This window comes from Pseudonocardia sp. Ae505_Ps2 (assembly GCF_001932425.1).
Taxonomy (GTDB): domain Bacteria; phylum Actinomycetota; class Actinomycetes; order Mycobacteriales; family Pseudonocardiaceae; genus Pseudonocardia.
On sequence record NZ_MCIP01000001.1, the window covers coordinates 1,223,016 to 1,247,241 of the forward strand.

At 74.7% G+C, this 24,226-nt stretch carries 27 protein-coding genes; 16 read left to right on the forward strand and 11 right to left on the reverse strand.

Annotated features, from left to right (window positions below; all coding sequences use genetic code 11):
• Positions 1–10 precede the first annotated feature (10 nt).
• The 3 genes from Ae505Ps2_RS05635 to Ae505Ps2_RS05645 are packed head-to-tail and all read left to right on the forward strand — an operon-like array spanning position 11 to position 4,020.
• Positions 11–1,585 carry a GMC oxidoreductase gene (locus tag Ae505Ps2_RS05635; RefSeq protein WP_075333983.1) on the forward strand — a complete coding sequence of 525 codons (1,575 nt, stop codon included), beginning with the start codon at positions 11–13 and terminating at the stop codon, positions 1,583–1,585.
• 33 nt (positions 1,586–1,618) lie between these two features.
• Positions 1,619–2,896 (forward strand): Gfo/Idh/MocA family oxidoreductase, encoded by a 1,278-nt coding sequence (locus tag Ae505Ps2_RS05640; protein WP_075309585.1) that lies wholly within the window; start codon positions 1,619–1,621, stop codon positions 2,894–2,896.
• Positions 2,893–4,020: a GDSL-type esterase/lipase family protein gene (locus Ae505Ps2_RS05645; protein ID WP_075312675.1), complete on the forward strand. Its 1,128-nt coding sequence runs from the start codon at positions 2,893–2,895 to the stop codon at positions 4,018–4,020. The genes Ae505Ps2_RS05640 and Ae505Ps2_RS05645 overlap by 4 nt, the downstream gene beginning before the upstream one ends.
• 59 nt (positions 4,021–4,079) lie before the next feature.
• On the opposite strand, the gene Ae505Ps2_RS05650 is transcribed toward Ae505Ps2_RS05645, so the two are convergent.
• From Ae505Ps2_RS05650 to Ae505Ps2_RS05660, 3 genes are all read right to left on the reverse strand, one after another.
• Positions 4,080–4,619 (reverse strand): bifunctional nuclease family protein, encoded by a 540-nt coding sequence (locus Ae505Ps2_RS05650; protein ID WP_060713990.1) that lies wholly within the window; start codon positions 4,617–4,619, stop codon positions 4,080–4,082.
• A gap of 55 nt (positions 4,620–4,674) precedes the next feature.
• The gene (locus Ae505Ps2_RS05655; RefSeq protein WP_075309583.1) at positions 4,675–5,412 is read right to left on the reverse strand and encodes an SDR family oxidoreductase; all 738 of its coding nucleotides are present in this window, start codon (positions 5,410–5,412) and stop codon (positions 4,675–4,677) included.
• 414 nt (positions 5,413–5,826) lie between these two features.
• Positions 5,827–6,840 carry an AraC family transcriptional regulator gene (locus Ae505Ps2_RS05660; protein WP_083696222.1) on the reverse strand — a complete coding sequence of 338 codons (1,014 nt, stop codon included), beginning with the start codon at positions 6,838–6,840 and terminating at the stop codon, positions 5,827–5,829.
• A gap of 134 nt (positions 6,841–6,974) precedes the next feature.
• On the opposite strand from Ae505Ps2_RS05660, the gene Ae505Ps2_RS05665 reads away from it, so the two are divergent.
• Genes Ae505Ps2_RS05665 through Ae505Ps2_RS05675 form a run of 3 tightly spaced genes read left to right on the forward strand, consistent with a single transcriptional unit; the run spans position 6,975 to position 8,671 of the window.
• Positions 6,975–7,838, forward strand: a complete 864-nt coding sequence (locus Ae505Ps2_RS05665; protein WP_075309579.1) for an NmrA family NAD(P)-binding protein — start codon at positions 6,975–6,977, stop codon at positions 7,836–7,838.
• On the forward strand, positions 7,835–8,254 hold the full coding sequence (locus tag Ae505Ps2_RS05670) for an anthrone oxygenase family protein (protein WP_075312671.1): 420 nt from the start codon (positions 7,835–7,837) through the stop codon (positions 8,252–8,254). The genes Ae505Ps2_RS05665 and Ae505Ps2_RS05670 overlap by 4 nt, the downstream gene beginning before the upstream one ends.
• Positions 8,255–8,263: 9 nt before the next feature.
• Positions 8,264–8,671: a hypothetical protein gene (locus Ae505Ps2_RS05675; RefSeq protein ID WP_060713987.1), complete on the forward strand. Its 408-nt coding sequence runs from the start codon at positions 8,264–8,266 to the stop codon at positions 8,669–8,671.
• A gap of 66 nt (positions 8,672–8,737) precedes the next feature.
• Here the strand turns inward: Ae505Ps2_RS05675 and Ae505Ps2_RS05680 are convergent, their stop codons facing one another.
• Together Ae505Ps2_RS05680 and Ae505Ps2_RS05685 are read right to left on the reverse strand one after the other, a co-directional pair.
• A complete protein-coding gene (locus Ae505Ps2_RS05680) occupies positions 8,738–10,201 on the reverse strand; it encodes an oligopeptide:H+ symporter (RefSeq protein ID WP_020622318.1) in 1,464 nt (487 codons plus the stop codon).
• A gap of 72 nt (positions 10,202–10,273) precedes the next feature.
• Positions 10,274–11,263 carry a Gfo/Idh/MocA family oxidoreductase gene (locus Ae505Ps2_RS05685; RefSeq protein WP_075309577.1) on the reverse strand — a complete coding sequence of 330 codons (990 nt, stop codon included), beginning with the start codon at positions 11,261–11,263 and terminating at the stop codon, positions 10,274–10,276.
• A gap of 128 nt (positions 11,264–11,391) precedes the next feature.
• Here Ae505Ps2_RS05685 and Ae505Ps2_RS05690 point away from each other — a divergent pair, with 128 nt between their 5' ends.
• Positions 11,392–11,802 (forward strand): VOC family protein, encoded by a 411-nt coding sequence (locus tag Ae505Ps2_RS05690; RefSeq protein WP_020622320.1) that lies wholly within the window; start codon positions 11,392–11,394, stop codon positions 11,800–11,802.
• A gap of 55 nt (positions 11,803–11,857) precedes the next feature.
• On the opposite strand, the gene aroQ is transcribed toward Ae505Ps2_RS05690, so the two are convergent.
• From aroQ to Ae505Ps2_RS05705, 3 genes are read right to left on the reverse strand one after another with little or no spacing between them, the layout of a single operon-like run.
• Positions 11,858–12,331, reverse strand: coding sequence for a type II 3-dehydroquinate dehydratase (gene aroQ, locus Ae505Ps2_RS05695; RefSeq protein ID WP_198932352.1), 474 nt, complete (start codon positions 12,329–12,331; stop codon positions 11,858–11,860).
• 4 nt (positions 12,332–12,335) lie between these two features.
• Complete coding sequence (locus Ae505Ps2_RS05700) at positions 12,336–13,004, reverse strand: response regulator transcription factor (RefSeq protein ID WP_075309575.1); 669 nt, start codon at positions 13,002–13,004, stop codon at positions 12,336–12,338.
• Positions 13,001–14,203, reverse strand: a complete 1,203-nt coding sequence (locus tag Ae505Ps2_RS05705; RefSeq protein WP_158071544.1) for a sensor histidine kinase — start codon at positions 14,201–14,203, stop codon at positions 13,001–13,003. The genes Ae505Ps2_RS05700 and Ae505Ps2_RS05705 overlap by 4 nt, the downstream gene beginning before the upstream one ends.
• Before the next feature lie 167 nt (positions 14,204–14,370).
• Between Ae505Ps2_RS05705 and Ae505Ps2_RS05710 the strand changes: the two genes are divergently transcribed.
• From Ae505Ps2_RS05710 to Ae505Ps2_RS34180, 3 genes are all read left to right on the forward strand, one after another.
• Positions 14,371–14,883: a DUF1707 domain-containing protein gene (locus Ae505Ps2_RS05710; protein ID WP_084786210.1), complete on the forward strand. Its 513-nt coding sequence runs from the start codon at positions 14,371–14,373 to the stop codon at positions 14,881–14,883.
• Between the two features lie 102 nt (positions 14,884–14,985).
• On the forward strand, positions 14,986–15,309 hold the full coding sequence (locus Ae505Ps2_RS34175; RefSeq protein WP_075309571.1) for a metalloregulator ArsR/SmtB family transcription factor: 324 nt from the start codon (positions 14,986–14,988) through the stop codon (positions 15,307–15,309).
• Positions 15,302–15,787 carry an SRPBCC family protein gene (locus Ae505Ps2_RS34180; protein ID WP_075309569.1) on the forward strand — a complete coding sequence of 162 codons (486 nt, stop codon included), beginning with the start codon at positions 15,302–15,304 and terminating at the stop codon, positions 15,785–15,787. Before Ae505Ps2_RS34175 ends, Ae505Ps2_RS34180 begins: the two co-directional genes overlap by 8 nt.
• A gap of 96 nt (positions 15,788–15,883) precedes the next feature.
• Here Ae505Ps2_RS34180 and Ae505Ps2_RS05725 read toward each other — a convergent pair whose 3' ends face one another.
• A complete protein-coding gene (locus Ae505Ps2_RS05725) occupies positions 15,884–16,384 on the reverse strand; it encodes a DUF1992 domain-containing protein (protein ID WP_075309567.1) in 501 nt (166 codons plus the stop codon).
• 73 nt (positions 16,385–16,457) lie between these two features.
• On the opposite strand from Ae505Ps2_RS05725, the gene Ae505Ps2_RS05730 reads away from it, so the two are divergent.
• The 3 genes from Ae505Ps2_RS05730 to Ae505Ps2_RS05740 all read left to right on the forward strand — a co-directional run bounded on the left by Ae505Ps2_RS05730 (position 16,458) and on the right by Ae505Ps2_RS05740 (position 20,358).
• Positions 16,458–17,114 (forward strand): nuclease-related domain-containing protein, encoded by a 657-nt coding sequence (locus Ae505Ps2_RS05730; protein ID WP_075309565.1) that lies wholly within the window; start codon positions 16,458–16,460, stop codon positions 17,112–17,114.
• Positions 17,115–17,172: 58 nt separating this feature from the next.
• The gene (locus tag Ae505Ps2_RS05735) at positions 17,173–19,335 is read left to right on the forward strand and encodes a chorismate-binding protein (protein ID WP_083695373.1); all 2,163 of its coding nucleotides are present in this window, start codon (positions 17,173–17,175) and stop codon (positions 19,333–19,335) included.
• A 105-nt stretch (positions 19,336–19,440) separates the two neighbouring features.
• Positions 19,441–20,358, forward strand: coding sequence for an alpha/beta hydrolase (locus Ae505Ps2_RS05740; protein ID WP_075312665.1), 918 nt, complete (start codon positions 19,441–19,443; stop codon positions 20,356–20,358).
• 63 nt (positions 20,359–20,421) lie between these two features.
• On the opposite strand, the gene Ae505Ps2_RS05745 is transcribed toward Ae505Ps2_RS05740, so the two are convergent.
• A complete protein-coding gene (locus Ae505Ps2_RS05745; RefSeq protein ID WP_075553468.1) occupies positions 20,422–21,270 on the reverse strand; it encodes an alpha/beta hydrolase in 849 nt (282 codons plus the stop codon).
• A 57-nt stretch (positions 21,271–21,327) separates the two neighbouring features.
• Between Ae505Ps2_RS05745 and Ae505Ps2_RS05750 the strand changes: the two genes are divergently transcribed.
• The 3 genes from Ae505Ps2_RS05750 to Ae505Ps2_RS05760 all read left to right on the forward strand — a co-directional run bounded on the left by Ae505Ps2_RS05750 (position 21,328) and on the right by Ae505Ps2_RS05760 (position 23,733).
• Positions 21,328–21,792 (forward strand): MarR family transcriptional regulator, encoded by a 465-nt coding sequence (locus Ae505Ps2_RS05750; RefSeq protein WP_075309561.1) that lies wholly within the window; start codon positions 21,328–21,330, stop codon positions 21,790–21,792.
• Positions 21,793–21,857: 65 nt separating this feature from the next.
• Positions 21,858–22,745, forward strand: a complete 888-nt coding sequence (locus tag Ae505Ps2_RS05755; protein ID WP_075309559.1) for an alpha/beta hydrolase — start codon at positions 21,858–21,860, stop codon at positions 22,743–22,745.
• 1 nt (position 22,746) lies between these two features.
• Positions 22,747–23,733, forward strand: coding sequence for a TIGR03617 family F420-dependent LLM class oxidoreductase (locus tag Ae505Ps2_RS05760; protein WP_075553469.1), 987 nt, complete (start codon positions 22,747–22,749; stop codon positions 23,731–23,733).
• Between the two features lie 59 nt (positions 23,734–23,792).
• On the opposite strand, the gene Ae505Ps2_RS05765 is transcribed toward Ae505Ps2_RS05760, so the two are convergent.
• On the reverse strand, positions 23,793–24,197 hold the full coding sequence (locus Ae505Ps2_RS05765; protein ID WP_283160294.1) for a transglycosylase family protein: 405 nt from the start codon (positions 24,195–24,197) through the stop codon (positions 23,793–23,795).
• Positions 24,198–24,226 lie beyond the last annotated feature (29 nt).

The following is a 24,226-nucleotide window of genomic DNA, read 5'->3' on the forward strand; positions in this document are numbered from 1 at the left end:
GAGGACCGAGATGACCTCCATCGACGCCGACGACCCCCGGGTCGACGTGCTCGTGATCGGGAGCGGCCCTGCCGGCTCCACCTACGCCCGGACCATCGGGGACGCCGTCCCCACGGCTCGGATCCTGATGGTCGAGGTCGGACCGGCCGTCCCCGGCGCCCGCGGCGACCACACCCAGAACATGTCCGACGACGACCGGGCCGCGGCCCAGCTGCTCACCCAGGGCCCGGACACCGGCGTCGAGCGGGCGGCGGCGTTGTCCGACGTCGCCGACGGCATCGACCCCAGCCTGGAGTTCCGGCACACCATCCTGCCGGGCCTGTTCTTCGCCGACCCACGGCCGTCCCCCGCCCCGGGCGAGGTCGGGCTGCCCGCGGCCAGCATGGCCAGCGGGGTCGGGGGGATGGGGATCCACTGGGGCACCTCGAGCCCCCGCCCGCAGCAGTCCGAACGCATCCCGTTCGTGCCCGCCGCCGAGATGGACGCCGCCCTCGACCACGCCGAGCGGCTGCTGGGCGCCACGACCCCGCCGACGCCGGGCCACGGGCTGCCCGAAGCGGTCCGGTCGGCGCTGGCCGAGGAGTTCGACGGGCCAGGGCTGACCCCGACCGGGTTCATGCCGACCGCCACCCATTGGGAGGGCGACACGCTGCGGTTCAGCGGGACCGGCAGCATCCTGGGCGACCTCGAGGCCACGGTGCCCGGCTTCGAGCTGCGGACCGAGACCCTGGCTCGGCGGGTGCTCGTGGAGAACGGCACCGCGGTGGGCGCGGTGCTGGAGGACCGACGGTCGGGACGGACCTACGAGGTCCGGGCCCGGCACGTCGTCGTGTGTGCCGACGGGCTGCGCACGCCGCAGGTCCTGTACGCCTCGGGCATCCGCCCGGCCGCCCTCGGGCGCTACCTCAACGAGCACTTCCAGGTGACCTCGTTCGTGTCCCTGGCCGACGAGTTCGACCCGGCGCTGTTCCCGCCCGAGCCCCGCAACGTCCGCTCGGTGCTGACGCCGTTCTCCGACGCCCGCCCCATGCAGGGCGGGGTGATGCTGCTCGCGAACTCCGCCTACCGGATGAGCCTGGGCGGCGGCGACCCGACCGACGGCGCCGGCGCCTCCGCCCGGCTCGCGGTCCTGGCCTGGTACGGGGCGAAGGACCTCCGCGCCACCGACGCCGTCGAGTTCAGCGACACCGAGACCGACTTCTACGGCATGCCGCGGATGCGGATCCGCTACTCCCACACCGACCGGGACCGGGCGACGATCGAGCAGATGACGACCAACTCGGTCCGCGCGGCACGCCGGATCGGCACGCTGCACGAACCCCCGGCGCTCGCCGCCGGCGGGTCCTCACTGCACTACCAGGGGACCGTCCGGATGGGCGAGGCCGACGACGGCTCGTCGGTCTGCGACCCGTGGCTGCGGGTCTGGGGCGTCGACAACCTCCACGTCGGCGGCAACGGCGTCATCCCCACCTCGACCGCGTCCAACCCGACGCTGACGACGGTGGCGCTGGCGTGGCGGGCCGCGACCGCGATCGCCCGGAGCCTGACCTCGACCCGCAGCGCCACCCCCGCGGCCACGGCGTAGACCGGGCGACCCCGAACCACGAAGGAGCACGTCATGGCCACCCGTACGACACTGGGCGTCGGCATCGTCGGCGCCGGATTCATCGGCCGCTTCCACGTCCGGTCGTGGCAGGGCGTCCGCGACGGCGACGTCGTCGCCACCGCCTCACGCAGCCTCACCTCGGCCGAGGCGCTCGCCCGGGAGGCCGAGGTGCTCGGCGTCGGGTCCGCCGTCACCGCCTACGACGACGTCGCCGCACTCGTCCGGGACCCCCGGGTCGACGCAGTCTGGGTGCTGGTACCCAACCACGCCCGGCTCGAGGTCGTCCGCGCGATCTGCGAGGAGGTGAGCGCGGGGCGGGCGCAGCTGCGTGGGATCGCGATCGAGAAGCCGCTCGGGCGCACGGTGGCCGAGGCAGCCGAGGTGCTGGCGCTCGTGACCGGCGCCGGTCTGCTGCACGGCTACCTGGAGAACCAGGTGTTCGCACCGGCCATCGTCCGCTCGCACGCGCTGGTCTGGGGCCGGGCGGTCCCGGCGGCGGGGACGCCCTACCTGGCACGCGCGGCCGAGGAGCACTCCGGCCCGCACAGCACCTGGTTCTGGAACGGCGAGCAGGAGGGGGGCGGCGTGCTCAGCGACATGATGTGCCACTCCGTCGAGGCCGGCCGCTACCTGCTCACCCCGCCCGGGACCGACCCGGCGACATGGCTCACCCCGGTCTCGGTGTCGGCCTCGATCGCCTCCCTCAAGTGGGGCCGCGCCCGCTACGCCACCGAGCTGCTGGAGCGGTACCCGGGCGTCCCCGACTACCGGCATACGCCGTCGGAGGACTACGCGCACGCCGTCTTCGAGTTCCGCAACGGTGACGGCGAGCCCGTGGTCGTCGAGGCCACCACCTCGTGGAGCTACGTCGGCGCGGGGCTGCGGCTGTCGTTCGAGATGCTCGGCCCCGAGTACTCGATGTCCGCCGACACCCTCGACACCGAGGCCAAGGTCTTCCTGTCCCGCAGGCTGGAGCAGGACCGCGGCGAGGACCTGCTGGAGAAGCAGAACGCTGAGCAGGGTCTCATGCCGATCGTCCCCGACGAGTCGGCGAGCTACGGCTACACCGCGGAGAACGCGACCTTCGCGACGGCGTTCCTGCGCGGCGAGCAGCCCCCGGAGTCCCTCGCCAACGGACTGGAGGTCGTGCGACTGCTGATGGCGGCCTACGCCTCGGCCGAACAGGGCCGCACCGTCTCGCTGGAGGACGACCTCGCGGACTTCGTCCCCGCCGTCGCCCGCGGGGCATGGAACCCGCGGGCCGCCGCGTCCCGGGACGCGGGATCGTGAGCCCGGCCTGGACCGCGAGCTGGACGCAGGCCGTCACCGACGTGGGGGTGGCCGACCTCGAGCTCCGCGACGTGACGGTGCGGATCGTGGTGGAGGCGGGCGTCGGTGGTGACCGGCTTCGGGTGAGCCTGAGCAACCGCTTCGGGACGGCCCCCCTGCACATCGGCCGGGCCGCGGTGCGGGTGGCCGGGCGCGCCGGCCCGATGCGTTTCGGCGGGCAGCCCGCGGTGGAGGTCCCCGCCGGGGAGGACCTCACCTGCGATCCCGTGGATCTCGCGGTCCTCGCCGGCGACACGGTCGAGGTGGACCTGTACCTGCCGGACACCTGGCGGTACGCGACCGCGAACGTGTCCACCGCGACGTGGCGTCCGTCCGCGCCCGGCAACCACGCGGGGGCCGACGAGTTCCCCGGCCGGGACACCCCGGTGCTGGCGCTGCCCGACGGTTCCGAGATGGACCTGCCCGCGCCGTTGCTGCGCGGCGTCGACGTGCTCCGCACCGTCCCCGCACCGGTCGTGGTCTGTCTGGGGGACTCGATCACCGCCGCGGGATGGCCCGAGCGCACGGCACGACGGCTGCGGGACCGGCAGGTCGCGGTCGTCAACCGGGGCATCGCCGGGAACCGGCTCCGGCTCGACGGGGCCGGTCCCTTCGGGCCGCTCTTCGGGGCGGCCGGCCGGACCCGGTTCGACCGGGACGTGCTCGCGACCGCCGGCCGGACCCACCTCGTCGTCGCACTCGGGGTCAACGATCTCGGCCATCCGGGGACGATGGCCCCCGCGGACCAGCTGCCGACCGCCGGGCAGCTGATCCGGGCGCTGGACGGGATCGCGAGCCGCGCCGACGACGCGGGCCTGCCGGTGGTGCTGGCGACACTGACGCCGTTCGACGGCGCCGAGGGTTTCGACCGCCGGCGTGAGCTGTGCCGTGCCGAGGTGAACGCGTGGATCCGTGGCCCCGGCAGCGGGCGCACCGTGGTCGACTTCGACGCCGCACTGAGCGCCGGGCCGGGTTCGGTCGCGCTCGACCCGCGCTTCGACAGCGGGGACCACCTGCACCCCGGCGACGAGGGCCTGGACCGTATGGCGGTGGCCGCGGCCGAGGTACTCGGCCGGCTCGTGTGACGCCCGCCCCGCAGGTGTCGCGCCGCATCGTCACCCGACCACGCGCGCGGTGACGCGCCCTAGCGGAAGTCCTCCGGAGACACCTCGTCGATGAACTCCCGGAACTCCTGCATCTGCTGCTCCGGTGGGGCGTCCGCCGGACCGGCGGTGGCGGCGCGGGCCTGTGCGGCGGCGCCGGTGGTGTCGTCGCCGTCGGGGGGCAGGACGTCGTCGACGGCCTGGCCGACCTCGTCGAGGACGTGCTCGGCCATCCCGATCGGCAGCCCCTCGCGCACGGCCAGCGCCAACGCGTCCGAGGGGCGCACCACCAGCCTGGTGTCGCCGTCGAAGACCAGCTCGGCGGTGTAGACGCCGTCGACGAGGTCGGAGATCTCCACCCGTTCCAGGGTGCGCCCGAGCGCCTCGACGACCGGGAGCAGCACGTCCTGGGTGAGGGGGGTGCCCTCGTCGTCCCGCGGACCGACGGCGATGACCTCGGCCTGCGGCGGCCGCAGGAACACCGGCACGCAGCGGTCGCCGTCGGCCTCGCCGAGCAGCAGCACCGGCTGGCGTGATCTGGCGTGCACGATCAGGCGCAGGACGTGCATCGTCCGGGTCATCTGCCCAGTGTCCCCCGCGACACGGGGTGACGGAAGTCTCAGAACGAGACGATCCTCAGCCGCGGGCGAGCCAGGGCATCGTCGTCGCGGCGATCGTCAGGAACTGCACGTTCGCCTCCAGGGGGAGGCCGGCCATGGAGACCACGGCGTCGGCGACGTGCCGGACGTCGAAGGTGGGCTCGGGCCGGACCGAGCCGTCGGCCTGCTTCGCGCCGGTGGCGATGCCCGCGGTCATCTCGGTGGCCGCGTTGCCGATGTCGATCTGCCCGCAGGCGATGCCGAACGGACGGCCGTCGAGGGAGAGCGACTTGGTCAGCCCGGTGATCGCGTGCTTGGTGGCGGTGTAGGGCGCGCTGCCCGGCCGGGGGACGTGCGCGGAGATCGAGCCGTTGTTGATGATCCGGCCGCCCTGCGGGTCCTGTCCGCGCATCGCCCCGAACGCCGCCCGGGCGCAGAGGAACGAGCCGGTGAGGTTGACCGCGACGGCCGCGTTCCAGTCGTCGACGGAGATCTCGTCGACGGTGCCGCCCGCGCCGAACGTGCCGGCGTTGTTGACCAGCAGGTCGACCCGACCCCAGCGCTCGTGCACCGCCGCGAACAGGGCCTCGACCGACCGGGGGTCGGTGACGTCGGTGGGGACGACGAGCGTCCCGTCGCGGCCCGCCGCGACCTCGGTCAGTGCCTCGCGCCGACGACCGGCCAGCGCGACCCGCCAGCCGGCGTCGAGCAGACCGCGGGTCACCGCCTTGCCGATGCCCGACCCGGCCCCGGTCACCACCGCCACACCGCTCATGGGCCCACCCTGCCACGGCCCCGGCCGGTGCCCCCGGACGCAGATCGTCACGCGGCCGGCTCGGTCGACGCCACCTCGGGCTCTCTCCGGTCGTCTCGCGCCCGCACTAGAGAGCCGCAGACGACCCGAGCGCGCGGGCACACGTAGCGCCCTCTAGCCCTGTCTCGGATCAGTCCGAGAGAAGCGCAGACGAGCACATCGACCGTCGATCCAACTCTGTACCGCTCTCTCGTCCATGAGCTAGACAGCCCCATACGGCGGCATCGACACGCGCACATGCCACCGCATACCGCCGTCTAGGACGGTCGCGAGAGATCCGGATACGAGACGATCGACTCGATGCACTGCTCCTCTCCTGGCGGCGTCGTCGCAGCGTAGCAGGCCTGTGTCGAACGTGTGTGCGAGGGTCCGGGGTCAGGTTCGGAAAGCGGCCAGGGCATCGGCCGTGCCTGCGAGCCCGTGTCGGCGCACCCGTCCGGCGGGTTCCCCCACGACGCGGGCGAAGGCCCGCGCGAACGCCGCCTCGGAGCGGTAGCCGAACCGGTGGGCCGCCTGCGCCACCGTCCCACTCCCCCCTGACAGGAATTCGGCGGCCGCGTGCATCCGCCACCGGGTCACGTAGCTCATCGCGGGCTCGCCGACGAGCTCGGTGAACCGGGCGGAGAACGCCGAGCGCGACATGGCCGCCGTCGCGGCGAGCGCGGCGACGGTCCAGTCCCGCTCCGGCTCGCGGTGCACCGCGGCGAGCGCGCGACCGATCCGGTCGTCGGCGAGCGCCCCGAGCCAGCCGGTGCGGGTGGCCGCGTCGGCCTGCAGCCGGCCGCGCACCGCCTGCAGGACCAGGACGTCGGCCAGCCGGGTGATCACCGCGTCGCTGCCGGGGCCACCGTGCTCGACCTCCGCGGCCAGCAGCCGCAGCGTGTCCTGCACCCGGTCCCCGATCGGCGACGGCTCGACCCGGACGAGGTCGGGCAGGCTCGCGACGAGGTCGCCCGCGGCGGGGTGGGAGAACCGGACCGCGCCGCACACCATCCGGGTCACCGGACCGTCGCCGCCGTGCCGGAGCAGGGCGTAGCGCCCGTCGAGCATCGGGTGCGGGATCGACCGGATGTCCGGAGCGAGCACGCCGGGCGCGCTGCGCAGCGCGTGCCCGGTCCCCCGCGGCACGACGACGAGCTCACCGGGCCGCAGCTCGCGGTCGGTCCCGCCCGCCGTCCCGCCGGCAGCGCCGTCGGCAGCGCCGTCGACGGTCAGCCGGCATCCGCCGGAGGTGACGACGTGGAACCAGAGACAGCCCGGCGTCGCCGGCAGCGTCATCCCCCACGGTTCGCCGAGCTCGGAGCGGCAGTAGAAGACGCCGTCCATGCGCAGCACGTGCAGCGCCTCCCCGAGCGGGTCGGCGGCCGGGAACGGCGGCGCGGTGGACACGGTGCACAGCATGACAGTTCGTCCACAGCTCATCCCCAGCTGTGGACGGATGAGCATCATCTGTGGACACACAGCCATTCTGCGTCCGCTCGTCGGCGGTAATCGTGGACGGACACCGACGAGAGGAGTTCGACATGATCACCGTGCTGGGGGCGACCGGGAACGTGGGAGCACAGGTCGTCCGGGAGCTGACCGCGGCCGGGGTGGACGTCCGTGCCGTCGCCCGCCGCCCGGCCGTCGCCGCGCCGGGGGTGCGGCCGTGGCCGGGCGACCTCGGCGACCGGGCGTTCCTGCGCCGGGCGTTCGACGGAGCGGCCGCCGCCTTCGTGCTGCTGCCCTTCGAGGTCACCGCGCCCGACCACGCCGCCCACCAGGCCCGGCTCGGGGAGTCCGTCGTCGCCGCGCTGCGCGACGCGGCCGTGCCCCGGGTCGTCGCGCTGAGCTCGCTCGGGGCGGAGGTCCCGGGCGGCCCGGACCTCGCCGTGACCGGCTACCTGGGCAGCCTGCACGACCAGGAGGCCCGGGTGGCGACGCTCGACGCCCACGTCACCCGGGTCCGGCCGGGCCTGTTCCTGGAGTCGTTCCTGTGGTCGCTCGCCGCCATGCGGGCGCACGGGGTGCACGCGGACTCCGTGGACCCCGACGTCGCGCTGCCGATGGTCGCCACCCGCGACGTCGGACGGGCCACCGCCGCGGCGCTGCTCGCCCCGGACGCACCGGAGGTCGTCGAAGTGCAGGGCGCGGCGGACCGGACGGTGCCCGAGGTCGTCGCCGCGCTCGGGCCCGCGCTGGGCCTGCCCGACCTGACCTACGTGCGCGTCCCGGACGAGGAGATGGAGCAGCTGCTGCGCGGGGCCGGGATGCCGGCGGACGGGGCGCGGCTGCACGTCGCGATGAACCGGGCGTTCAACCGCGGGGAGATCCGCGCGCACGAGCCGCGGGGCGCCGTCGACGACGTGCTGACCGTCGAGCAGTGGGCGGCGGGGGTGGCGGGATGACCGGGTTCCTCGACGGCGCCGCCGCCACCGGGGCGGGTCTGCTCGGCGGGATCTACCTGGCGTTCTCGGTCGCGGTGCTGCCCGCCCTGCGCCGTCGTCCCGCGGCGGAGGCGGTCGCGGTGATGCGCGGGGTGAACCGGGCGATCGTGAATCCGCTGTTCGGGACACTGTTCGCCGGCACAGCGCTGCTCGCCTGCGCGGTGACGGTGGCCGGGGTGCTCGGCGGGCAGCCGCTGCGGATCGCCGGCGGGGTCGCGGTGCTGGCCGGCTTCGTCGTGACCGCCGCGGTGAACATCCCGCTCAACAACGCCCTGGAGCGCGACGGCGACTGGGCCGCCTTCGCCCCGCGCTGGAGCGCCGCGAACCACCTCCGGGGAGCGGTCTCGACACTCGGCGTGGCCCTGCTGCTGCTCTGAGTCGAACGTGTGTGCGACATCTCGGGGACCCGCCTGGCGCCGGCCGGGGAGGGCGGGGCACGCTGGTCGCCGCGCCCGCTCCCCCGGGTGCGGACCGGCCGTCGTCCGCGACGGCTCCGCGACGACGACCGGGGGAGCATGAACATCCACGAACGACAGCGACTGGCCGCCCTGCGCACCGACCGCGAGACGGTGCTCGCCGCCGCGGCGGCCCTGCGACACGAGGCCGTGCAGGCGCACTACGCCGGGCTCAGCCGTCCCGAGATCGCGTTCGGGCTGGCCTCGGTGCTGGAGATGCTGGCGCTGCGGATCGCCGACCAGCCCCCGGACATCCGCGCGCACGTCGTGCGGATCGCCCGGGAGATGGCCGGCGACACGATGGACTCACCGACGGTCCGGCGCACCCGTCGTCGGTGACCCACCGGAGTTGTCCACAGGGCTGTGCACAGCTGGGGACGGATCGAACCGGTGTTCGATCAGGACCTAGCGGACGCCCTCCATCAGCACCTTCAGCTTCGGCACGAGCGCGACGACGACGAGGCCGACCACGATCGCCGTCACGCCGGTGATGCCGAAGTAGGCCGCCTCGGCGGCCTCGCTGTAGAGCTCGGCCAGCAGGCCGGAGAGCACCGTGCCCATCGAGACCGACAGGAAGAACAGCGCCACCATCTGGGTCTGGAACGCCTGCGGCGCCAGCTTGGTCGACAGCGACTGCCCGACCGGGGAGGTGAACAGCTCCGCCAGGCAGAACACCAGCAGGATCCCGACGAGCGCGAGCAGCGGCGTGCCGTTCGCCCCGGTGCCCGCGAACGGCACGAACAGCAGGACCGCGAAGCCGATGACGACGGTGCCGATCGCCATCTTCATCGGCGACGACGGCTGGCGCGGCCCGAGCACGGTCCACACCGTCGCGTAGACACCGGCGAGCAGGATCACGAAGACCGGCTCGATCGACTGGGCCCAGGTCACCGGCATCTCCCAGCCGAGGATCGTGCGGTCCAGACGCTTGTCGGCGTAGATGGTGAGCACGGTGAAGATCTGCTGGAAGATCGCCCAGAACATCACCGAGGCGAGCCACATCGGCACGAACGCCAGCACCCTGCGGCGCTCGACGCGGTCCACCTTGGGACTGGTCAGCATCAACGTGAAGTAGGAGACGGTCGCGACCAGGACGATTCCGAACACGATCCACTTCAGCCGGTCGGCGGTGATCACGTCGGTGGCGATCAGGACACCGATGACGACCAGCAGCACGACCGCGCCGATCCCGGCCCGGGTCCGGGTGGCGGCCGGGAGCGGGTTCGGGACGACCCAGCCCGACGCCGGGAGCGCGCGCCGGGTGAACCAGTACTGGACCAGTCCGATCGCCATGCCGATCGCGGCGGCGCCGAAGCCGATGTGGAAGCCCCACGTCGACTGCAGCACGCCGGTGAGCAGCGGCCCGCTGAAGGCGCCGATGTTGACGCCCAGGTAGAAGATCGAGAACCCGGCGTCGCGACGGTCGTCGCCCGGGCCGTAGAGCGAGGCCAGGATCGTCGAGGCGTTCGCCTTGATCCCGCCGCTGCCGAACGCGACCAGCACCAGGCCGACCGCGAGCCCGGCCGCACCGGGGACCAGGGCCAGCGCGATGTGTCCCGCCATCACCGAGACGGCGCTGCCGAACAGCACCCGCTCGGGCCCGAAGAGCCGGTCGGCGGACCAGGCCGCGAGGATCGTCGAGAGGTAGACGGTGCCGCCGTAGGCGCCGACGATGCCCGCCGCCACCCCTTCGTCCAGCCCCAGGCCGCCCTGGGTGGCCGAGTAGTACATGTAGATGAGCAGGATCCCCTGCATGCCGTAGAAGGAGAACCGCTCGAACATCTCGACGCCGAAGAGCGTCGCGAGCTGGACGGGGTGGCCGAGAAAGGTCCTCTCCCGGCGCTGGGGGGTGGTCGTGGTGTCGGACACGCCGTTCGGTCTACTCCGCGGCGCAACGATCGTAAAGCGCGTGACCGGTGACCGTCACCGCATCGCGACCCGTCAGAGGGACGCCGGCCCCTCTTCCGGGATCATCCCGATCCGGTCCGCCACGGCGGCCATGACGTCCTGGACGGCGACGGTGTCCGCCAGCGGCATGACCGGGCTCTCCGTCTCCCCCGCCGCGACCCGCCGGGTCACCTCCTCGATCTCGTGGCTGTAGCCACGCCCGGTGGCCGGCAGCACGAGCTCCTCCGGCTCGGCGCCGTGCCGGTGCACCACGATCCGGTCCGGGTGGTGGAACCGCGGCGGCACCTCGATCCAGCCCTCGGTGCCGATCACCCGGGCCGAGCCGGGCATCGCGCACTGCAGGCTGACCTGCAGCGCGGCGCTGCGGCCGTCGGGCCAGCCGAGCAGGATCGACTCCTCCAGGTCCACACCGGACGGGGTGAGCGCGCCGCTCGCGGCGACCGTGCTCGGGCTGCCGAGCATCATCTGGGCGAAGGAGACCACGTAGACGCCGAGGTCGAACAGGGCACCGCCGCCCAGCTCCGGGGAGAAGAAGCGGTCGTCGTCGGCGGTGCGGTTGCGCACCCCGAGGTCGGCCTGCACGGAGCGGACCTCACCGATCGCGCCCTCGGCGACGAGCTCACGCAGCCGGACGACGGCGGGGAAGAACCGCGTCCACATCGCCTCCATCACGAACACCCCCCGGTTGCGGGCGGCCGCGGCGATCTCGCGGGTCGCGACGGAGCTGACGGTGAACGCCTTCTCCACCATCAGCGCCTTGCCCGCCTCGATCGCGGCCAGGGCGATCGCCCGGTGCTGCGGGTGCGGGGTCGCGACGTAGAGGACGTCGACGTCCGGGTCGTCGAGGATCGCCCGGTACCCGGTGTGCACCCGCTCGATCCCGTGCCGGCGGGCGAACTCCGCGCCGCGTTCCGCGGAACGTGACGCGACGGCGACGAGCTCGGCGCCGGGCACGTGCGCGAAGTCCGGCGCGACGGCGTCGGCGATGCGGCCCGGACCGATGATTCCCCACTTCACGCTCATGGCCCCGATCCTGCCCGGCCCCGGCGGGAAGTTCCCGGCGGCCGACCGATGAGTCCGGTCACCGCGCGCGGTCCACCCCTTCGAACGGCACCGGAACCCCCGGAGCCAGATCCACACAGGAGCCCGCGATGCCGAACATGATCTTCGTCAACCTGCCGGTCGCCGACCTCGCCGCGGCGAAGGCCTTCTACTCCGCGCTCGGTTTCGGGCTGAACGAGCAGTTCTCCGACGAGCGCACCGCCTCGTTCGTCGTCAGCGACGCCATCGTCGTGATGGTGATGACCCAGGACCGGTTCCGGGAGTTCACCGAGCAGCCCGGCGTCGCCGACCCGCGGACCGCCCGTGAGGTCATCAACGCCTTCGGCGTGGACAGCCGCGACGAGGTCGACCGGCTGATCGAGGCCGGTCTGGCCGCCGGCGGCACCCTGTCCGGCAAGACCGAGGACCACGGCTTCATGTACGGCCGCGGCATCGACGACCCGGACGGCCACCACCTCGAGTTCGTGTGGATGGACCCGTCGGCCGTCGCCGGGGAGTGAGCCCGGTCGGTCCTCCGCCGCGCGCGGGGTGCGGCGGCAGACCAACCAGCACGAGTCAGACCGCGCGCAGCGGGCGCACCTTGCGGACGAGTCCGTCGATCGCGAGCGCGTAGCCGTCGATGCCGAACCCGACGACGATCCCGGCCGCCACCGGCGAGACGAACGAGTGGTGCCGGAAGGTCTCACGACCGTGCACGTTGGAGATGTGCACCTCGACCGTGGGGAGCTCGGCGCCCTCGATCGCGTCGTGCAGCGCGACCGAGGTGTGGGTGTAGGCGGCGGCGTTGAGGACCAGGCCGATCGCGTCGCCGCGCTTCACCGCGGTACCGGCCTCGTGGATCCAGTCGACGAGGACGCCCTCGTGGTTGGTCTGGCGGAAGTCCAGCTCGAGGTGGTGCGCGGCGGCCGACTCCCGGCACAGCGCCTCGACGTCGGTGAGCACGGTCGTCCCGTACACCTCCGGCTTGCGGGTCCCGAGCAGGTTGAGGTTCGGGCCGTTGAACACGAAGACGGTGGTCACACCCGTGATCCTCTCAGCCGCGCCAGCCGGGGCGGACCAGGCCCGACTCGTAGGCCAGGACGACCAGCTGCGCGCGGTCCCGCGCACCCAGCTTGGTCATCGTGCGGCTGACGTGGGTCTTCGCCGTCGTCGGACTCATGTGCAGGCGGGCGGCGATCTCGTCGTTGGACAGCCCGGCCGCGACCTCGGCGAGGACCTCCCGCTCGCGGTCGGTGAGCTCGTCGAGCCGGACGGTGCCGTCGGGGCCGCCCCGCGAGCGCGCCGCGAACTCGGCGATCAGGGTGCGGGTGACCGCCGGGGCGAGCAGGGCATCCCCGCTGTGGACGACCCGGATGGCGTGGATGAGGTCGGCCGGTTCGGAGTCCTTGACCAGGAAGCCGCTGGCACCGCCGCGGATCGCGTCGAAGACGTAGGAGTCGTCGGTGAACGTGGTCAGGACGACGACCCGGGTGCCGGCGAGGTCCGGGTCGCCGGTGATCTCCCGGGTCGCGGTGATGCCGTCGGTGCCGGGCATCCGGATGTCCATGAGCACGACGTCCGGGTGGTGGTCGCGGACCGCGGCGACGGCCTGCGCGCCGTCGGCGGCCTCGGCGACCACGTCCAGATCGGGCTGGGAGCCGAGCAGCGCGCGGAACCCGGAGCGGACGAGCGCCTGGTCGTCGGCGAGCAGGACACGGATCACCTGTCGGCTCCCGGGGTCGTGGGGTGGTCGGCGGCGGGGCCGGCCGGGGGTGCGGGCAGGTGGGCGTGCACCCGGAACCCCTGCTCCGGGCCCGGCCCCGCCGCCAACGCCCCGCCGACCGAACGCGCACGCTCGCGCATGCCGGTCAGCCCCGTGCCGTCCACTGCGCCGGGGGCGGGGCCGGCACCGTCGTCGTCGACGGTCAGGTCCAGCGCGTCGTCGCCGAACCGCAGCGTGACCACCGCGGTGCCCGCCCCCGCGTGCCGACGCGTGTTGGTCAGCGACTCCTGCACGATCCGGTACGCGGCCAGGTCGACCCCCGTGGGCAACGGCCGCGGGGTCCCCTCGGTGGCGCGCCGCACCGGCAGCCCCGCGGCACGCACCTCGTCGAGCAGCGCGTCGAGCCGGTCCAGACCGGGGGTGGGCGCACGCGGGGCCTGCTCGTCGACCCCACGCAGCACCCCGAGGGTGGAGCGCATCTCGCGCAGCAGGTCGCGGCTGGCCCGCTTGATCTCGGTGAGCGCGGTGCGGGCCTGCTCCGGATCGTCGTCCATCAGGTAGAGCGCGACCCCGGCCTGCACGTTGATCAGGGAGACGTGGTGGCCCAGCACGTCGTGCAGCTCCTGGGCGATGCGCAGCCGTTCGGCGTCGGCGTTGCGCCGACGTTCGGCCTCGGCGGCCCGCCGGGCCTGCGCCGTGCGCTCGCGCCGCACCCGCCACAGGGCACCGGCCGCGACGAGCGCCGCCAGCCAGGCCAGCACCGGGGCGGTCGCCGGCCACGGGATCGGCCGCCCGGTCACGAGCAGCCACCCGGCCAGCACCGCCGCCGCGACGACCACCACCGCGAGGGCCCGATGGTGGTGCCCCGCGGCGACCGCGGACACCAGCGCCACGGCGAACGCGAACCCCAGCGGCCCGATCAGCGGGTACCCCAGACCCAGGTAGACGACGACGGCGGCCGCGCACACCGCGAGCGCCACGACCCGGTCCAGGTGCCGCAACAGCAGCGCGACCGGCCCCGCCGCGAGGAGCACGACGGCGAGCACGTCGAGCGGGAGCGCCGTCGTGCCCGGGTCCGGGTACCGCGCGTTGCGGGCGACGGTGAACGCCGTCCCGCCCGCGGTGAGCAGGCCGACGACCAGGGCAGGGACGAGGACCCGCGCGATCGGACCCCACCTCGGACGTCGGTCGGCGGGCACGCGGGACACCGTAGACCGGGGAACCGACAGCGGGCGTCGTCCGGACGATGACCGGTGCCCTACCCCCGAGGGAGTACGCGGAGGGGCGCTCCTCCCCCTGTGGGGGCAGCGGGATCGGCGACCGCGGGGGGACGCGCGCGCCCCCCGGCACGGCGACGCTGGCCGTCATGACAGCGACTCCGGACACCCGTCCCGCACCCGGACCGGACACCACCCCGGCACCGGCCACACCGGCCACGCAGGGCCCGGCGACTCCGCTCCGGTCGGACGCCGTGCTCGCCTCCGACTCCGAGCGCGAGCACGTCACCGCCCGGCTGCGGACCGCCGCCGTCGAGGGGCGGCTGACCCTCGCCGAGTCCGACGAGCGGCAGGCCGCCGCCTACGCCGCCCGCACCCGCGACGAGCTCGTCCCGCTGCTCGCCGGGCTGCCCCGCCCGCCGCGGCCGCGGCACCCCCGGCGTGGTCCGCTCACCCCCCGCGCACGGCGCAACCTGCGAATCCACGCCGGGGTGACCGTCGTCGTGCTGCTCCTGCTGGTCCTGGGCGCGGCGCTCGGGCCGGCGCCGCTGTTCGCGCCGATCGGGCCGGCGTTCTGGCTGGGACTGATCCTGTTCGTGCACTCCCGGCGGGCCGAGCGGGAGGTCTCACCGGACGAGGAGCTGCCCGAGGAACTGCGGTGACCGCCGTCGCCGAGCAGGCCGGGCGGGCGGTGCACGTACTGCTCGCGGTCGCCTGGACCGACGACGATTGACAGGCAACCAAATAGTTGCATAATTGGTCGCGTGGCCGACCTGGACGCCGTCTTCCGCGCACTCGCGGACCCGACGCGACGGCGCATCCTCGACCGGTTGCACGAGCAGGGTGAGTCGACGCTCGGCGCGCTGTGCGAGGGGTTGGACATGAGCCGGCAGGCCGTGTCCAAGCACCTCGCGCAGCTGGAGGCCGCCGGACTGGTGACGACCCTGCGGCGCGGCCGGGAGAAGCTCCACCACCTCGACCCGGTCCCCATCCAGGAGATCCACGACCGGTGGATCGGGAAGTTCGAGCGCAGCCGGGTGCAGGCGGTCACCGCCCTGCGCGCGGCGCTGGAGGAGAACGATGAGTGAGCGTCGCTACGTCTACACGACCTACATCCGCAGCACCGCCGAGCAGGTGTTCCGGGCGCTGACCACGCCGGAGTTCACCATGCAGTACTGGGGCGGCGCGGAGCTGACCTCGGACTGGCGCGTCGGGAGCCCGCTGGAGGCGGTCCACCCCGACCACGACGACTTCATCGGCGAGATCCTCGCCGTCGAGCCGCCGCACCGGCTGTCCTACACCTTCACCGGCCGCGCCGAACGGGCCGCGGGGCGGCCGCCGACCGTCGTCGAGTTCGCGCTCTCCCCGTTCGGCGACGAGGCGGTGAAGCTGCAGGTCGTCCACACCGGTTTCACCGACGACGAGCAGGGCGCACGGGACGCCCGCGACGTCGGCGAGGGCTGGCCCGCGATCCTGTCCGCGCTCAAGACGCTGCTGGAGACCGGCCGTCCGCTGGCCTCCCCCGGCCACTTCGCACCACGGACACCGGCGGCGCCTGCCCGGTGAGGCCGCGCCCGGACCTGCTCACCGTCGGCCCGGACCGCCGACCGGGCCCGGCGACGGCCCGGTCCCGGTGGCCGACGGGCGCCGTGAGCGACGGTCTCAGCGGCCGAACAGGCGGGCCCACCAGCCGCGGGACCGTCTTCCGGGCTCCGACCCGGTGCCGGGCCCCACCGTGGCGGGCCGGGCGGCGGCGCGGCGGCGCTCCCGGGCCGCGTGCCACCGCGCGACGACCTCGTCGGCGTCGAGCCTGCGGATCGGGACGCGCGGGCCCATCGGGTGGCGCATGTGGTCGACGACCCGGGAGTTGACCTCCTCGACGTGCTCGCGCACGCGGCGCTCGTCGACGAAGCGGGTGACGGTCTCGTCGATCCGGTCCAGCTCCTTGCGCAGCTGGAGCGACGGCGGGAGCAGCGCGTCACCCGGGACGCCCTCCCGCTCCAGGTAGCCGCGGATCCACCAGTTCTCGTCGACCGGGCCGATCCGTCCCGCGCCGGGCAACGGCTTGCCCTTGCCGGGCAGGTCGTCGAAGTCGCCCCGCTCGACGGCCTCCCGGATCGCCCGGTCGACCGGCGACTCGAACCGCGGGTCCACACCGTTCATGGCTGCACCACCCCACCGCGACGGTACCGGCGGGCACCAATTCCTGTCGGTGCCCGGGTGCACACTCCCGGCCATGACGACGACCTCCTCGACGACACCCACCACCGATCGTTCCCGCGCCCTCGACCTGGCGCGCCACTACCCCGGCCGGCGGGCCGGGCACGTCGCGGCGCAGCAGCGGAGCGCGGGGTTCCCCGACCGCAACTGGCGCCTCGGAGCCGACGGGGAGCAGCGCACCGCGCACCTGCTGACCGCGCTGACCGGGCGGACCCGACGGGACCGGCTGCTCGGCAGGCCCGCGGCGTGGCAGGTCCTGCACTCGGTCCCGCTCGACGGCGGCGCCGCCGATCTCGACCACGTCCTGATCGGACCGCCCGGCATCTGCGTCATCGACACCCGCCACCACCGGGGCCGCTCCCTGCTGCTCGACGGCGAGCGGCTGGTCGTCGCCGGGACGGCCACGGACGCCGTCCCGCGGGCCCGGGCCGAGGCGCAGCGGGTCCGTGAGCTGCTGCTCCCCCGTCTCGGGCCTGCCGCCGCCTCGACGCCGGTCCGCCCGGTGGTCGCGCTGGTCGGGGCGCCGATCCGGGTGCGCCGCTGGCCCGACGACGTCGTGGTCGCCACCGAGGGCGCGCTGGTGCACGCCCTGCGCGGGCTGACACCGGTCCTCGACCCGTGGGAGGTGGACCGGATCCACGCCGTGGCACGGCGCCCGGAGAGCTGGGGGTGAGGCGTGCGCCGGGTCACGGCACCTTCCCCGCGCGGGGGCGGATCAGCATGCTCTCCCGGTGACCTCGACCGCACCGGCCCGGACCGGGCTGCACCGTGTCCCGATCCCGGCGGACGTCGCGCCGTCCGGGGTGGCGGCGGCGGTGCGCCGGCTCGCCCACCGGCCGCGGCTGGTGGCCTTCGGCGGGAGCTGGTCCTGGGGGGCGCTCGTCGCCACCGACCCCGTGCTCACCGCGCCGGCCGGGGCCGACCCGTTCGCCGTGCTCGACGCGCCGCCGCGGTCCGCGAGTCCGCAGGCGACCCCGGGCGCGCCCCGGGACGCGGGGGCGGACACCGGAACCGGCACCGGGACCGACGCAGGGATCGACGCAAGCATCGACACGGCTGTCGGGGGCGGCTGGTTCGGGCTGGTGGACCACGCCCCGCCCGGCGTGCGACCGACGGCGGCGCTGTCCTGGTACCGCGACGTGCTGCGCCACGACGGCGAGCGCTGGTGGTTCGAGGCGCTGGTCGCCTGCGGCGCCCCGCTGCCGGGCCTGCCCGACCACCCGCGCGCGGTGCACCCCGACACCTGCTCGGCCGAGCGCCGGTACGCGCGGCTGTGCGCCGACCTCGCCCGACCGGCGCCGGAACGGACGGCCCGGATCGCGGTCACCCGGTGGCCCGACCGGGACGCGCACCTGGCCGCGGTCGAGCGGTGCGTCACCGAGATCCGGCGCGGCGAGATCTTCCAGGCCAACATCGCGACCCGGCTGGAGGTCCGGCTCGACGGCGACCCGCACGAGGCGTGGGCCCGGCTCGTCGAGCCGGTCGCGCCCGCCCGCGCCGCGCTCGTCGTGACGCCGGAGCGGGCGGCGGTGGGCGCGAGCCCGGAGCTGTTCCTGCGCCGTGCCCGCGGCCGGGTCACCACCGCACCGATCAAGGGCACCCGACCGCGCACCGGCGGCGACGCCGACGACGCCGAACGTGCCCGGCTCGGCGCCTCGGTGAAGGACGCGGCGGAGAACGTCATGATCGTCGACCTGATGCGCAACGACCTCGCCCGGGTGGCGCGGCCCGGCGGGGTGCGGCCGGGGCGGCTGCTCGCCGTCGAACCGCACCCGGGGGTGTGGCACCTGGTGTCGCGGGTGCACGCGACCCTGCGCGAGGACGTCACCGACGCCGACCTGCTCACCGCCACGTTCCCGCCGGGTTCGGTCACCGGGGCGCCGAAGATCCGGGCCTGCGAGGTGATCGCCGACTGCGAGGACGGCGACCGCGGACTGTTCACCGGCGCCGTCGGCGGGGTGAGCCCGCTGGCCGGACTGGAGCTGAACGTCGCGATCCGCACCCTCGACCTCGGCCCCGCCGGGCCCGACGGCAGCCGCACCGGCCGGCTCGGGGTCGGTGGGGGCATCACCGTCGACTCCGACCCGGCGGAGGAGTTCGGCGAGGTCCTGACCAAGGCCGCCCCGGTCCTGGCCGCGCTCGACGGCCCGCCACGGCCGGTCCGGCCGCACGTCGGACGGCCCGCCGACCGGGCCGCGGGCCTGTTCGAGACGCTGGCCTGCGTCGACGGCCGGGCCCACCGGGTCGGCGAGCACGCGGCCCGGCTGCGTCGCTCCTACCTCGCGGTCACCGGCCGCCCCCTCGACGCGCGGGTCGAGGCCGAGGTCGCCGCGGCCGTCGCGGGGGCTGCCGGGCACCACCGGGTCCGGGTCGAGGCGGCGCCGGACGACCCGTCGCGGGTCACGGTGCGCGCGGTCCCCTGGCCCGGGCCGGTCCCGCTCGACGCGCAGGGCGGTGTGGTCGCCGTCGTCGGGCGCAGCGCCGACGGCGAGTCCCACAAGTTCGCCGACCGGCGGTGGCTCGACGCCCACGAGGCCACGACGGCGGGTGGGGACGGCACGCCGCTGCTGTGCGACCCGACGGGGCTGGTGCTGGAGACGACGCGGTCCGCCGTCGCCGCCGTACACCGGGGGCGGCTGTGGGTCCCCCCGCTCGACGGCCGCATCCTCCCGGGCACCGGCCGACGCGCGTTGCTCGACCTGGTGGGCCCCGACGCCGTGCGCATCGCGCGGCTGCCCCTGGCCGCGCTCGCCGAGGCCGACGGGTTCCTGCTGGTCAACGCGCTGCGCGGGGTGCAGTGGGTGCGCCGGGTCGACGGCGACGGCCGCACCGTCGCGCGCTGGGACGGCCCGGACCCGCTGACCCGCCGCCTCGCCGAGGCCCTGCCGGGCTGACCGCCCCGCCCGACCTCGCACGCGTTCCGGACACCTCGTAGCCCCGCGGACCGTGCGAGTCACCACGAGGTGTGCGAGGCCGGCCCGCACCGGCAGGATCGGGTCGTGAGCACCGACCGGATCGCCACCGAGCTGCGCCGCCCCCTGCGCTGGGTCCCGCCGCTCCCGCTGCACCGCCCCCGGTTCCTGCGCCTGCTGCAGCGACTGTCCCGGCGCGGCAGGCCCGCCGCCGTCGACGGGGTCCGGTCGACCACGCATCCGGGCCCGCCGCTGCTGCGCGTGCACGTCCCCGACCACCGCACGACGCCCGCGGCGCTGCTGTGGTTCCACGGCGGCGGCCTCGTGCTGGGCTCCCCCATGATCGACGACGAGCGGTGCGGCGAGCTCGCCGCGGAGCTGGGGATCGTCGTCGTCTCGGTGGACTACCGGCTCGCCCCCGGTGACCCGTTCCCGGCCGCGCTCGACGACTGCCACGCCGGCTGGACCTGGTTGCGCGACGCCGCCGGCCGGCTGGGGATCGACCCGGCGCGGATCGCCGTCGGCGGGGCGAGCGCCGGGGGCTGCCTGGCCGCCGCGCTGGTCCAGCGCCTGCACGACGAGGGCGGCCCGCAGCCGGTCGCGCAGTGGCTGGTCTACCCGATGCTCGACGATCGCACCGCCGCCCGCCGCGAGCTCGACCGGCCCCCGCACCGGGTGTGGAACAACCGCAACAACGAGGTCGGCTGGCACGCCTACCTGGGGCGCCCACCCGGGACCGGCGAGCCCGCCCCGTACGCGGTGCCCGCCCGTCGCCCCGACCTGTCGGGGCTGCCGCCCGGTTGGATCGGCGTCGGCGACGTCGACCTGTTCCACGACGAGGACGTCACCTACGCGCGACGGCTGCGCGAGGCCGGGGTGCCGGTCGAGCTCGACGTCGTCCCCGGCGCCCCGCACGGCTTCGACGGCTGGGGCAAGGGCATCGCGATCGCCGACGACTTCACGGCGCGCTCGGTCGCCTGGCTGCGTGGCGCGCTCGGCGGCTGACCACCCGGCCAGGTCCGGCAGCAGCGCGACCGGCTCGCGGACCGGTTCCGCGGGACCAGACGCCTACCGGCCGAGGAACTCGCCCAGCGCCCGGGCGAACTCCGCAGGACGCTCCATGTTCGGGTAGTGGGCGGTGCCCGGCACCGTCACGAGCCGCCCGTCGGGGACCCGTTCGACGGTGTCGGTGACGATCCGCAGGTGGTCGTCGGAGTCCAGCTCGCCGACGACGCCGAGCAGCGGCACGGCCAGGGCCGGGGCCCGGTCCAGGGCGTCGTCGAGGAAGCCGATCGGCGGCGGCGCGGCCGGGTCCGTGGGCAGGTGGTGGGCGAGCATGTCGACGGCCATCAGCCGGACCTCGGCGAGCACCTCCGGGTCGACCTCGGCCGCCGTCCGGTGCGGTCCGGGCACGAACTCCAGGAAGACCGAGATCCAGCGCTCGGCGTCGAGGTCGAGGCGGGCCTGCTCCCAGCGGGCCAGCCTGTCGAGCATCCAGGGGCCGGTCCAGGTGGGCGCACCGGCACCGGCGCCGCTGAGCACGACCCGGTCGACGAGGTCGGGCCGCTCCAGCGCGGTGTCGAAGGCGGGCCGCGCGCCCATCGAGAGCCCGACCAGCACCACCGGACCGGTACCGAGGTGCTCCACCAGCGCGACGACGTCGTCGTGCGGGCGGTACCCGTCGGGTCCCGGGTCCGACGAGGCGCCGTGCCCGCGCGCGTCCGGGACGACGACCCGGTGCCGGGCCGACAGCGCTTCGCCCTGCCGGGCCCACATGCGGCCGTCGAGCGCTCCGCCGTGCAGCAGGACCAGCGGCGGCCGCCCGTCGGGATGCGGACCGGTGTCGCGGTAGGCGATGCGACCGCCCGGTACGGGCAGGAACCCCGGGACGGTACTCCGGGCGAGAGCGAGGGTCATGACACCTAAGGTGTCATGATTCGGCCGGATTGACAACTAAGGTGTCATACTTGCCGGGTGACCGACATCGACCGGACCGCCGAGAAGCTCGCCGAGGTGTACGTCCTGGTGGGCCCGCTCTACCGGCGGGTGCTGCACGAGGTGGAGGGGATGGCGCCGGAGAACCGGGTGTCCGCCGGGGTGCGGGCGGTCCTCGACCAGCTCCGGCGGCACGGCCCGATGACCGTGCCCGAGATCGGTCGGTCGCAGTCGCTGAGCCGCCAGTTCGTGCAGCGCATGGTGGACGAGGCCCTCGCCGCGGGGCTGGTCGAGCGGATCGACAACCCGCGGCACCGCAGATCCAAGCTCGTCGCCACGACCGCGGCCGGCCGTGCGGTGATCGACGACGTCGTCGGGCGCGAGCACGCCCGACTGCGGGCGGTCGCGGAGCGCCTCCCGGCCGCCGACGTCGACGCCACCCTGCGCGTCCTCGCGACGATGGTCGCCGACCTCGCCGAGGTCGAACCCGGCGGCGGGCATTGACCCCCTCGGCCCCGTGACGCACGATCCGACCGAGATCGACCCCTCACCACTGGCGGTGCCCACGCATGTCCGACACGTTCACCTTCTCCGGCCGCGACGGCACCGCCGTCACCGCCTACCGCTGGCTCCCCGGCGAGGCGGGCGACCCGGTGCGCGGGATCGTCCAGATCACCCACGGCATGGGTGAGCACGCCCTGCGCTACCTCCCCCTGGCCGAGGCGCTGACCGCGCGCGGCTTCGCCGTCTACGCCCAGGACCACCGCGGCCACGGCGCCACCGCGGGCGGGCCCGAGAACTTCGGCCTCCTCGGCGACGACGGCTGGGCCCAGCTCGTCACCGACATCGGGCTGCTGTCCGCGCACGCCCGCACCGAGCACCCCGGCGCCCCGCTGGTGCTGCTCGGCCACAGCATGGGCTCGTTCGCCGTGCAGCAGTTCCTGGTCGCGGACGGGACCCCGCCGGACGCGGTGGTGCTGTCCGGCACCGCGCTGCTCGACCTCATGGAGCAGGGGCTGGACCTGTCGGCGCCGCTGGACCTCTCGTCGTTCAACGCGCCGTTCGAGCAGCGCACCGGCTTCGAGTGGCTCAGCCGCGACCCCGCGCAGGTCGACGCCTACGTGGCCGACGCCCGCTGCGGCTTCGGCATCGACCTGCCCGGCACGCAGGCGATGTTCGCCGCGGGCCGGCCGCTCGGCGACGTCGCCACCCTGAAGCGGATCCCGGGCGGGTTGCCGGTCTACGTCGTCGTCGGGGACGAGGACCCGGTCAACGCCGGGCTGGCCCTGGTGCGGCCGTTGGTCGAGCGCTACGCCGAGGCCGGGCTGCACGACGTCACGCTGAAGGTGTGGCCGGGCGCCCGGCACGAGGTGTTCAACGAGACCAACCGCGACGAGGTCGTCGCGGACCTGCTGTCCTGGCTCGACCGCGTCGTCCCCGGGAAGCGGGACGCCTGAGGTGCGCGTCGACACCACCGGCGGTTTCTCCGCCTCCCCGCTCGAGACCGAGGCGGCCGCGGTCGCCGCGGAGGCCGCGGGCTACGACGCCCTGTCGGTCCCCGAGACCGCGCACGACGCGTTCGTGTCGCTGGCGCTGGCCGCCCGGGCCACCAGCCGGATCCGGCTGCAGTCCGCGATCGCGGTGGCCTTCGCCCGCACTCCGATGACGCTGGCCTACCAGGCCAACGACGTGCAGCTGCTCTCCGGCGGCCGGTTCGATCTCGGGCTGGGCTCGCAGGTCCGCCCGCACATCGAGCGCCGGTTCGGGATGCCGTGGAGCCGGCCCGCCGCCCGGATGGAGGACTTCGTCTCCGCGCTGCGGGCGATCTTCCACGCCTGGGCCACCGGCGACCGGCTGCACCACCGCGGCGAGTTCTACTCCCACACCCTGATGACCGAGTTCTTCTCGCCGGGGCCGAACCCGCACGGGATGCCGCCGGTGATGCTGGCCGCGGTGGGCGAGCGGATGACCGAGGTCGCGGGCCAAGTGACCGACGGTCTGCTGGCGCACTCGCTGACCTCGCCGTCGTACCTGGCGGAGGTGACGCTGCCCGCGCTGCGCCGCGGGCGGGGCCGGGACGACCTCACCGGCTTCGACGTCTGCCTGCCGGTCTTCACCGTCCTGGGCGCCGATGCCGACGCCCGGGCCGTGGCCGAGGCCGGGGTGCGCCGTCAGATCGCCTTCTACGCCTCCACCCCGCCGTACCGCCCGGTGCTGGAGCACCACGGCCGCGGGGCGCTCGCCGACGAGCTCAACGGGCTGTCGCGCCGGCAGGCCTGGGACGAGATGGCCGGCCTCGTCGACGACGACCTGCTGGGCCTGTTCGCCGTCTCCGGGATCGCGGACCGCTACCGGGACCTCGTCGACCGGGTGTCGCTCAACACCCCCTACGACGCCGACCCCGCCCTGGTGCTCGACGTCGTCACCCGGCTGCGGGCGGCCTGAGCACGCACGACGGCGGCCGGTGACCCAGTCGGGTCACCGGCCGCCGGTCGTGCTGCGTACTACCGCAGGCCCAGCTTCTTGGAGCAGGCCGGCCACGCCTTCCAGCCCTGGGCCTCCAGGACGTTCTCGGCGACGCGGATCTGCTCGGACTTGCTGGCGTTGTGCGCCTTGCCCGACCCACCGAAGGCCTTCCAGGTGGACTGCGTGAACTGCAGGCCGCCGGAGAAGCCGTTGCCGGTGTTGGTGTTCCAGTTCCCGCTGGACTCGCACTCGGCGAGCTTGTCCCACGTCGAGGTGGAGACGGACTGCGTCGGCGCCACGACCGCCGCGGGAGCGACCTGGGCCGAGGTCTCGGGGGCGGCCGTCGCGGGCCCGGCCAGGGCGAGCGGAGCGCCGAACGCCAGGACACCGGCGACGAGAGTTCCGACGAAACGCCCACGGATGGACATGCGAGTGCTGCTCATTGTTGATCACCTGAGGTCCGGACCCACGG

Bases quoted from the DNA above. Each gene is read 5' to 3' on its own strand.
- Ae505Ps2_RS05650 (WP_060713990.1), bottom strand. From the start codon at position 4,619: ATGACCCGGACGATGCACGTCCTGCGCCTGATCGTGCACGCCAGATCA.
- Ae505Ps2_RS05670 (WP_075312671.1), top strand. From the start codon at position 7,835: ATGACCGGGTTCCTCGACGGCGCCGCCGCCACCGGGGCGGGTCTGCTC.
- Ae505Ps2_RS05725 (WP_075309567.1), bottom strand. From the start codon at position 16,384: ATGAACGGTGTGGACCCGCGGTTCGAGTCGCCGGTCGACCGGGCGATC.
- Ae505Ps2_RS05765 (WP_283160294.1), bottom strand. From the start codon at position 24,197: ATGAGCAGCACTCGCATGTCCATCCGTGGGCGTTTCGTCGGAACTCTC.
- Ae505Ps2_RS05635 (WP_075333983.1), top strand. From the start codon at position 11: ATGACCTCCATCGACGCCGACGACCCCCGGGTCGACGTGCTCGTGATC.
- Ae505Ps2_RS05755 (WP_075309559.1), top strand. From the start codon at position 21,858: ATGTCCGACACGTTCACCTTCTCCGGCCGCGACGGCACCGCCGTCACC.
- Ae505Ps2_RS05710 (WP_084786210.1), top strand. From the start codon at position 14,371: ATGACAGCGACTCCGGACACCCGTCCCGCACCCGGACCGGACACCACC.
- Ae505Ps2_RS05640 (WP_075309585.1), top strand. From the start codon at position 1,619: ATGGCCACCCGTACGACACTGGGCGTCGGCATCGTCGGCGCCGGATTC.
- Ae505Ps2_RS05685 (WP_075309577.1), bottom strand. From the start codon at position 11,263: ATGAGCGTGAAGTGGGGAATCATCGGTCCGGGCCGCATCGCCGACGCC.
- Ae505Ps2_RS05665 (WP_075309579.1), top strand. From the start codon at position 6,975: ATGATCACCGTGCTGGGGGCGACCGGGAACGTGGGAGCACAGGTCGTC.
- Ae505Ps2_RS05730 (WP_075309565.1), top strand. From the start codon at position 16,458: ATGACGACGACCTCCTCGACGACACCCACCACCGATCGTTCCCGCGCC.
- Ae505Ps2_RS34180 (WP_075309569.1), top strand. From the start codon at position 15,302: ATGAGTGAGCGTCGCTACGTCTACACGACCTACATCCGCAGCACCGCC.
- Ae505Ps2_RS05655 (WP_075309583.1), bottom strand. From the start codon at position 5,412: ATGAGCGGTGTGGCGGTGGTGACCGGGGCCGGGTCGGGCATCGGCAAG.
- Ae505Ps2_RS05745 (WP_075553468.1), bottom strand. From the start codon at position 21,270: ATGACCCTCGCTCTCGCCCGGAGTACCGTCCCGGGGTTCCTGCCCGTA.
- Ae505Ps2_RS05690 (WP_020622320.1), top strand. From the start codon at position 11,392: ATGCCGAACATGATCTTCGTCAACCTGCCGGTCGCCGACCTCGCCGCG.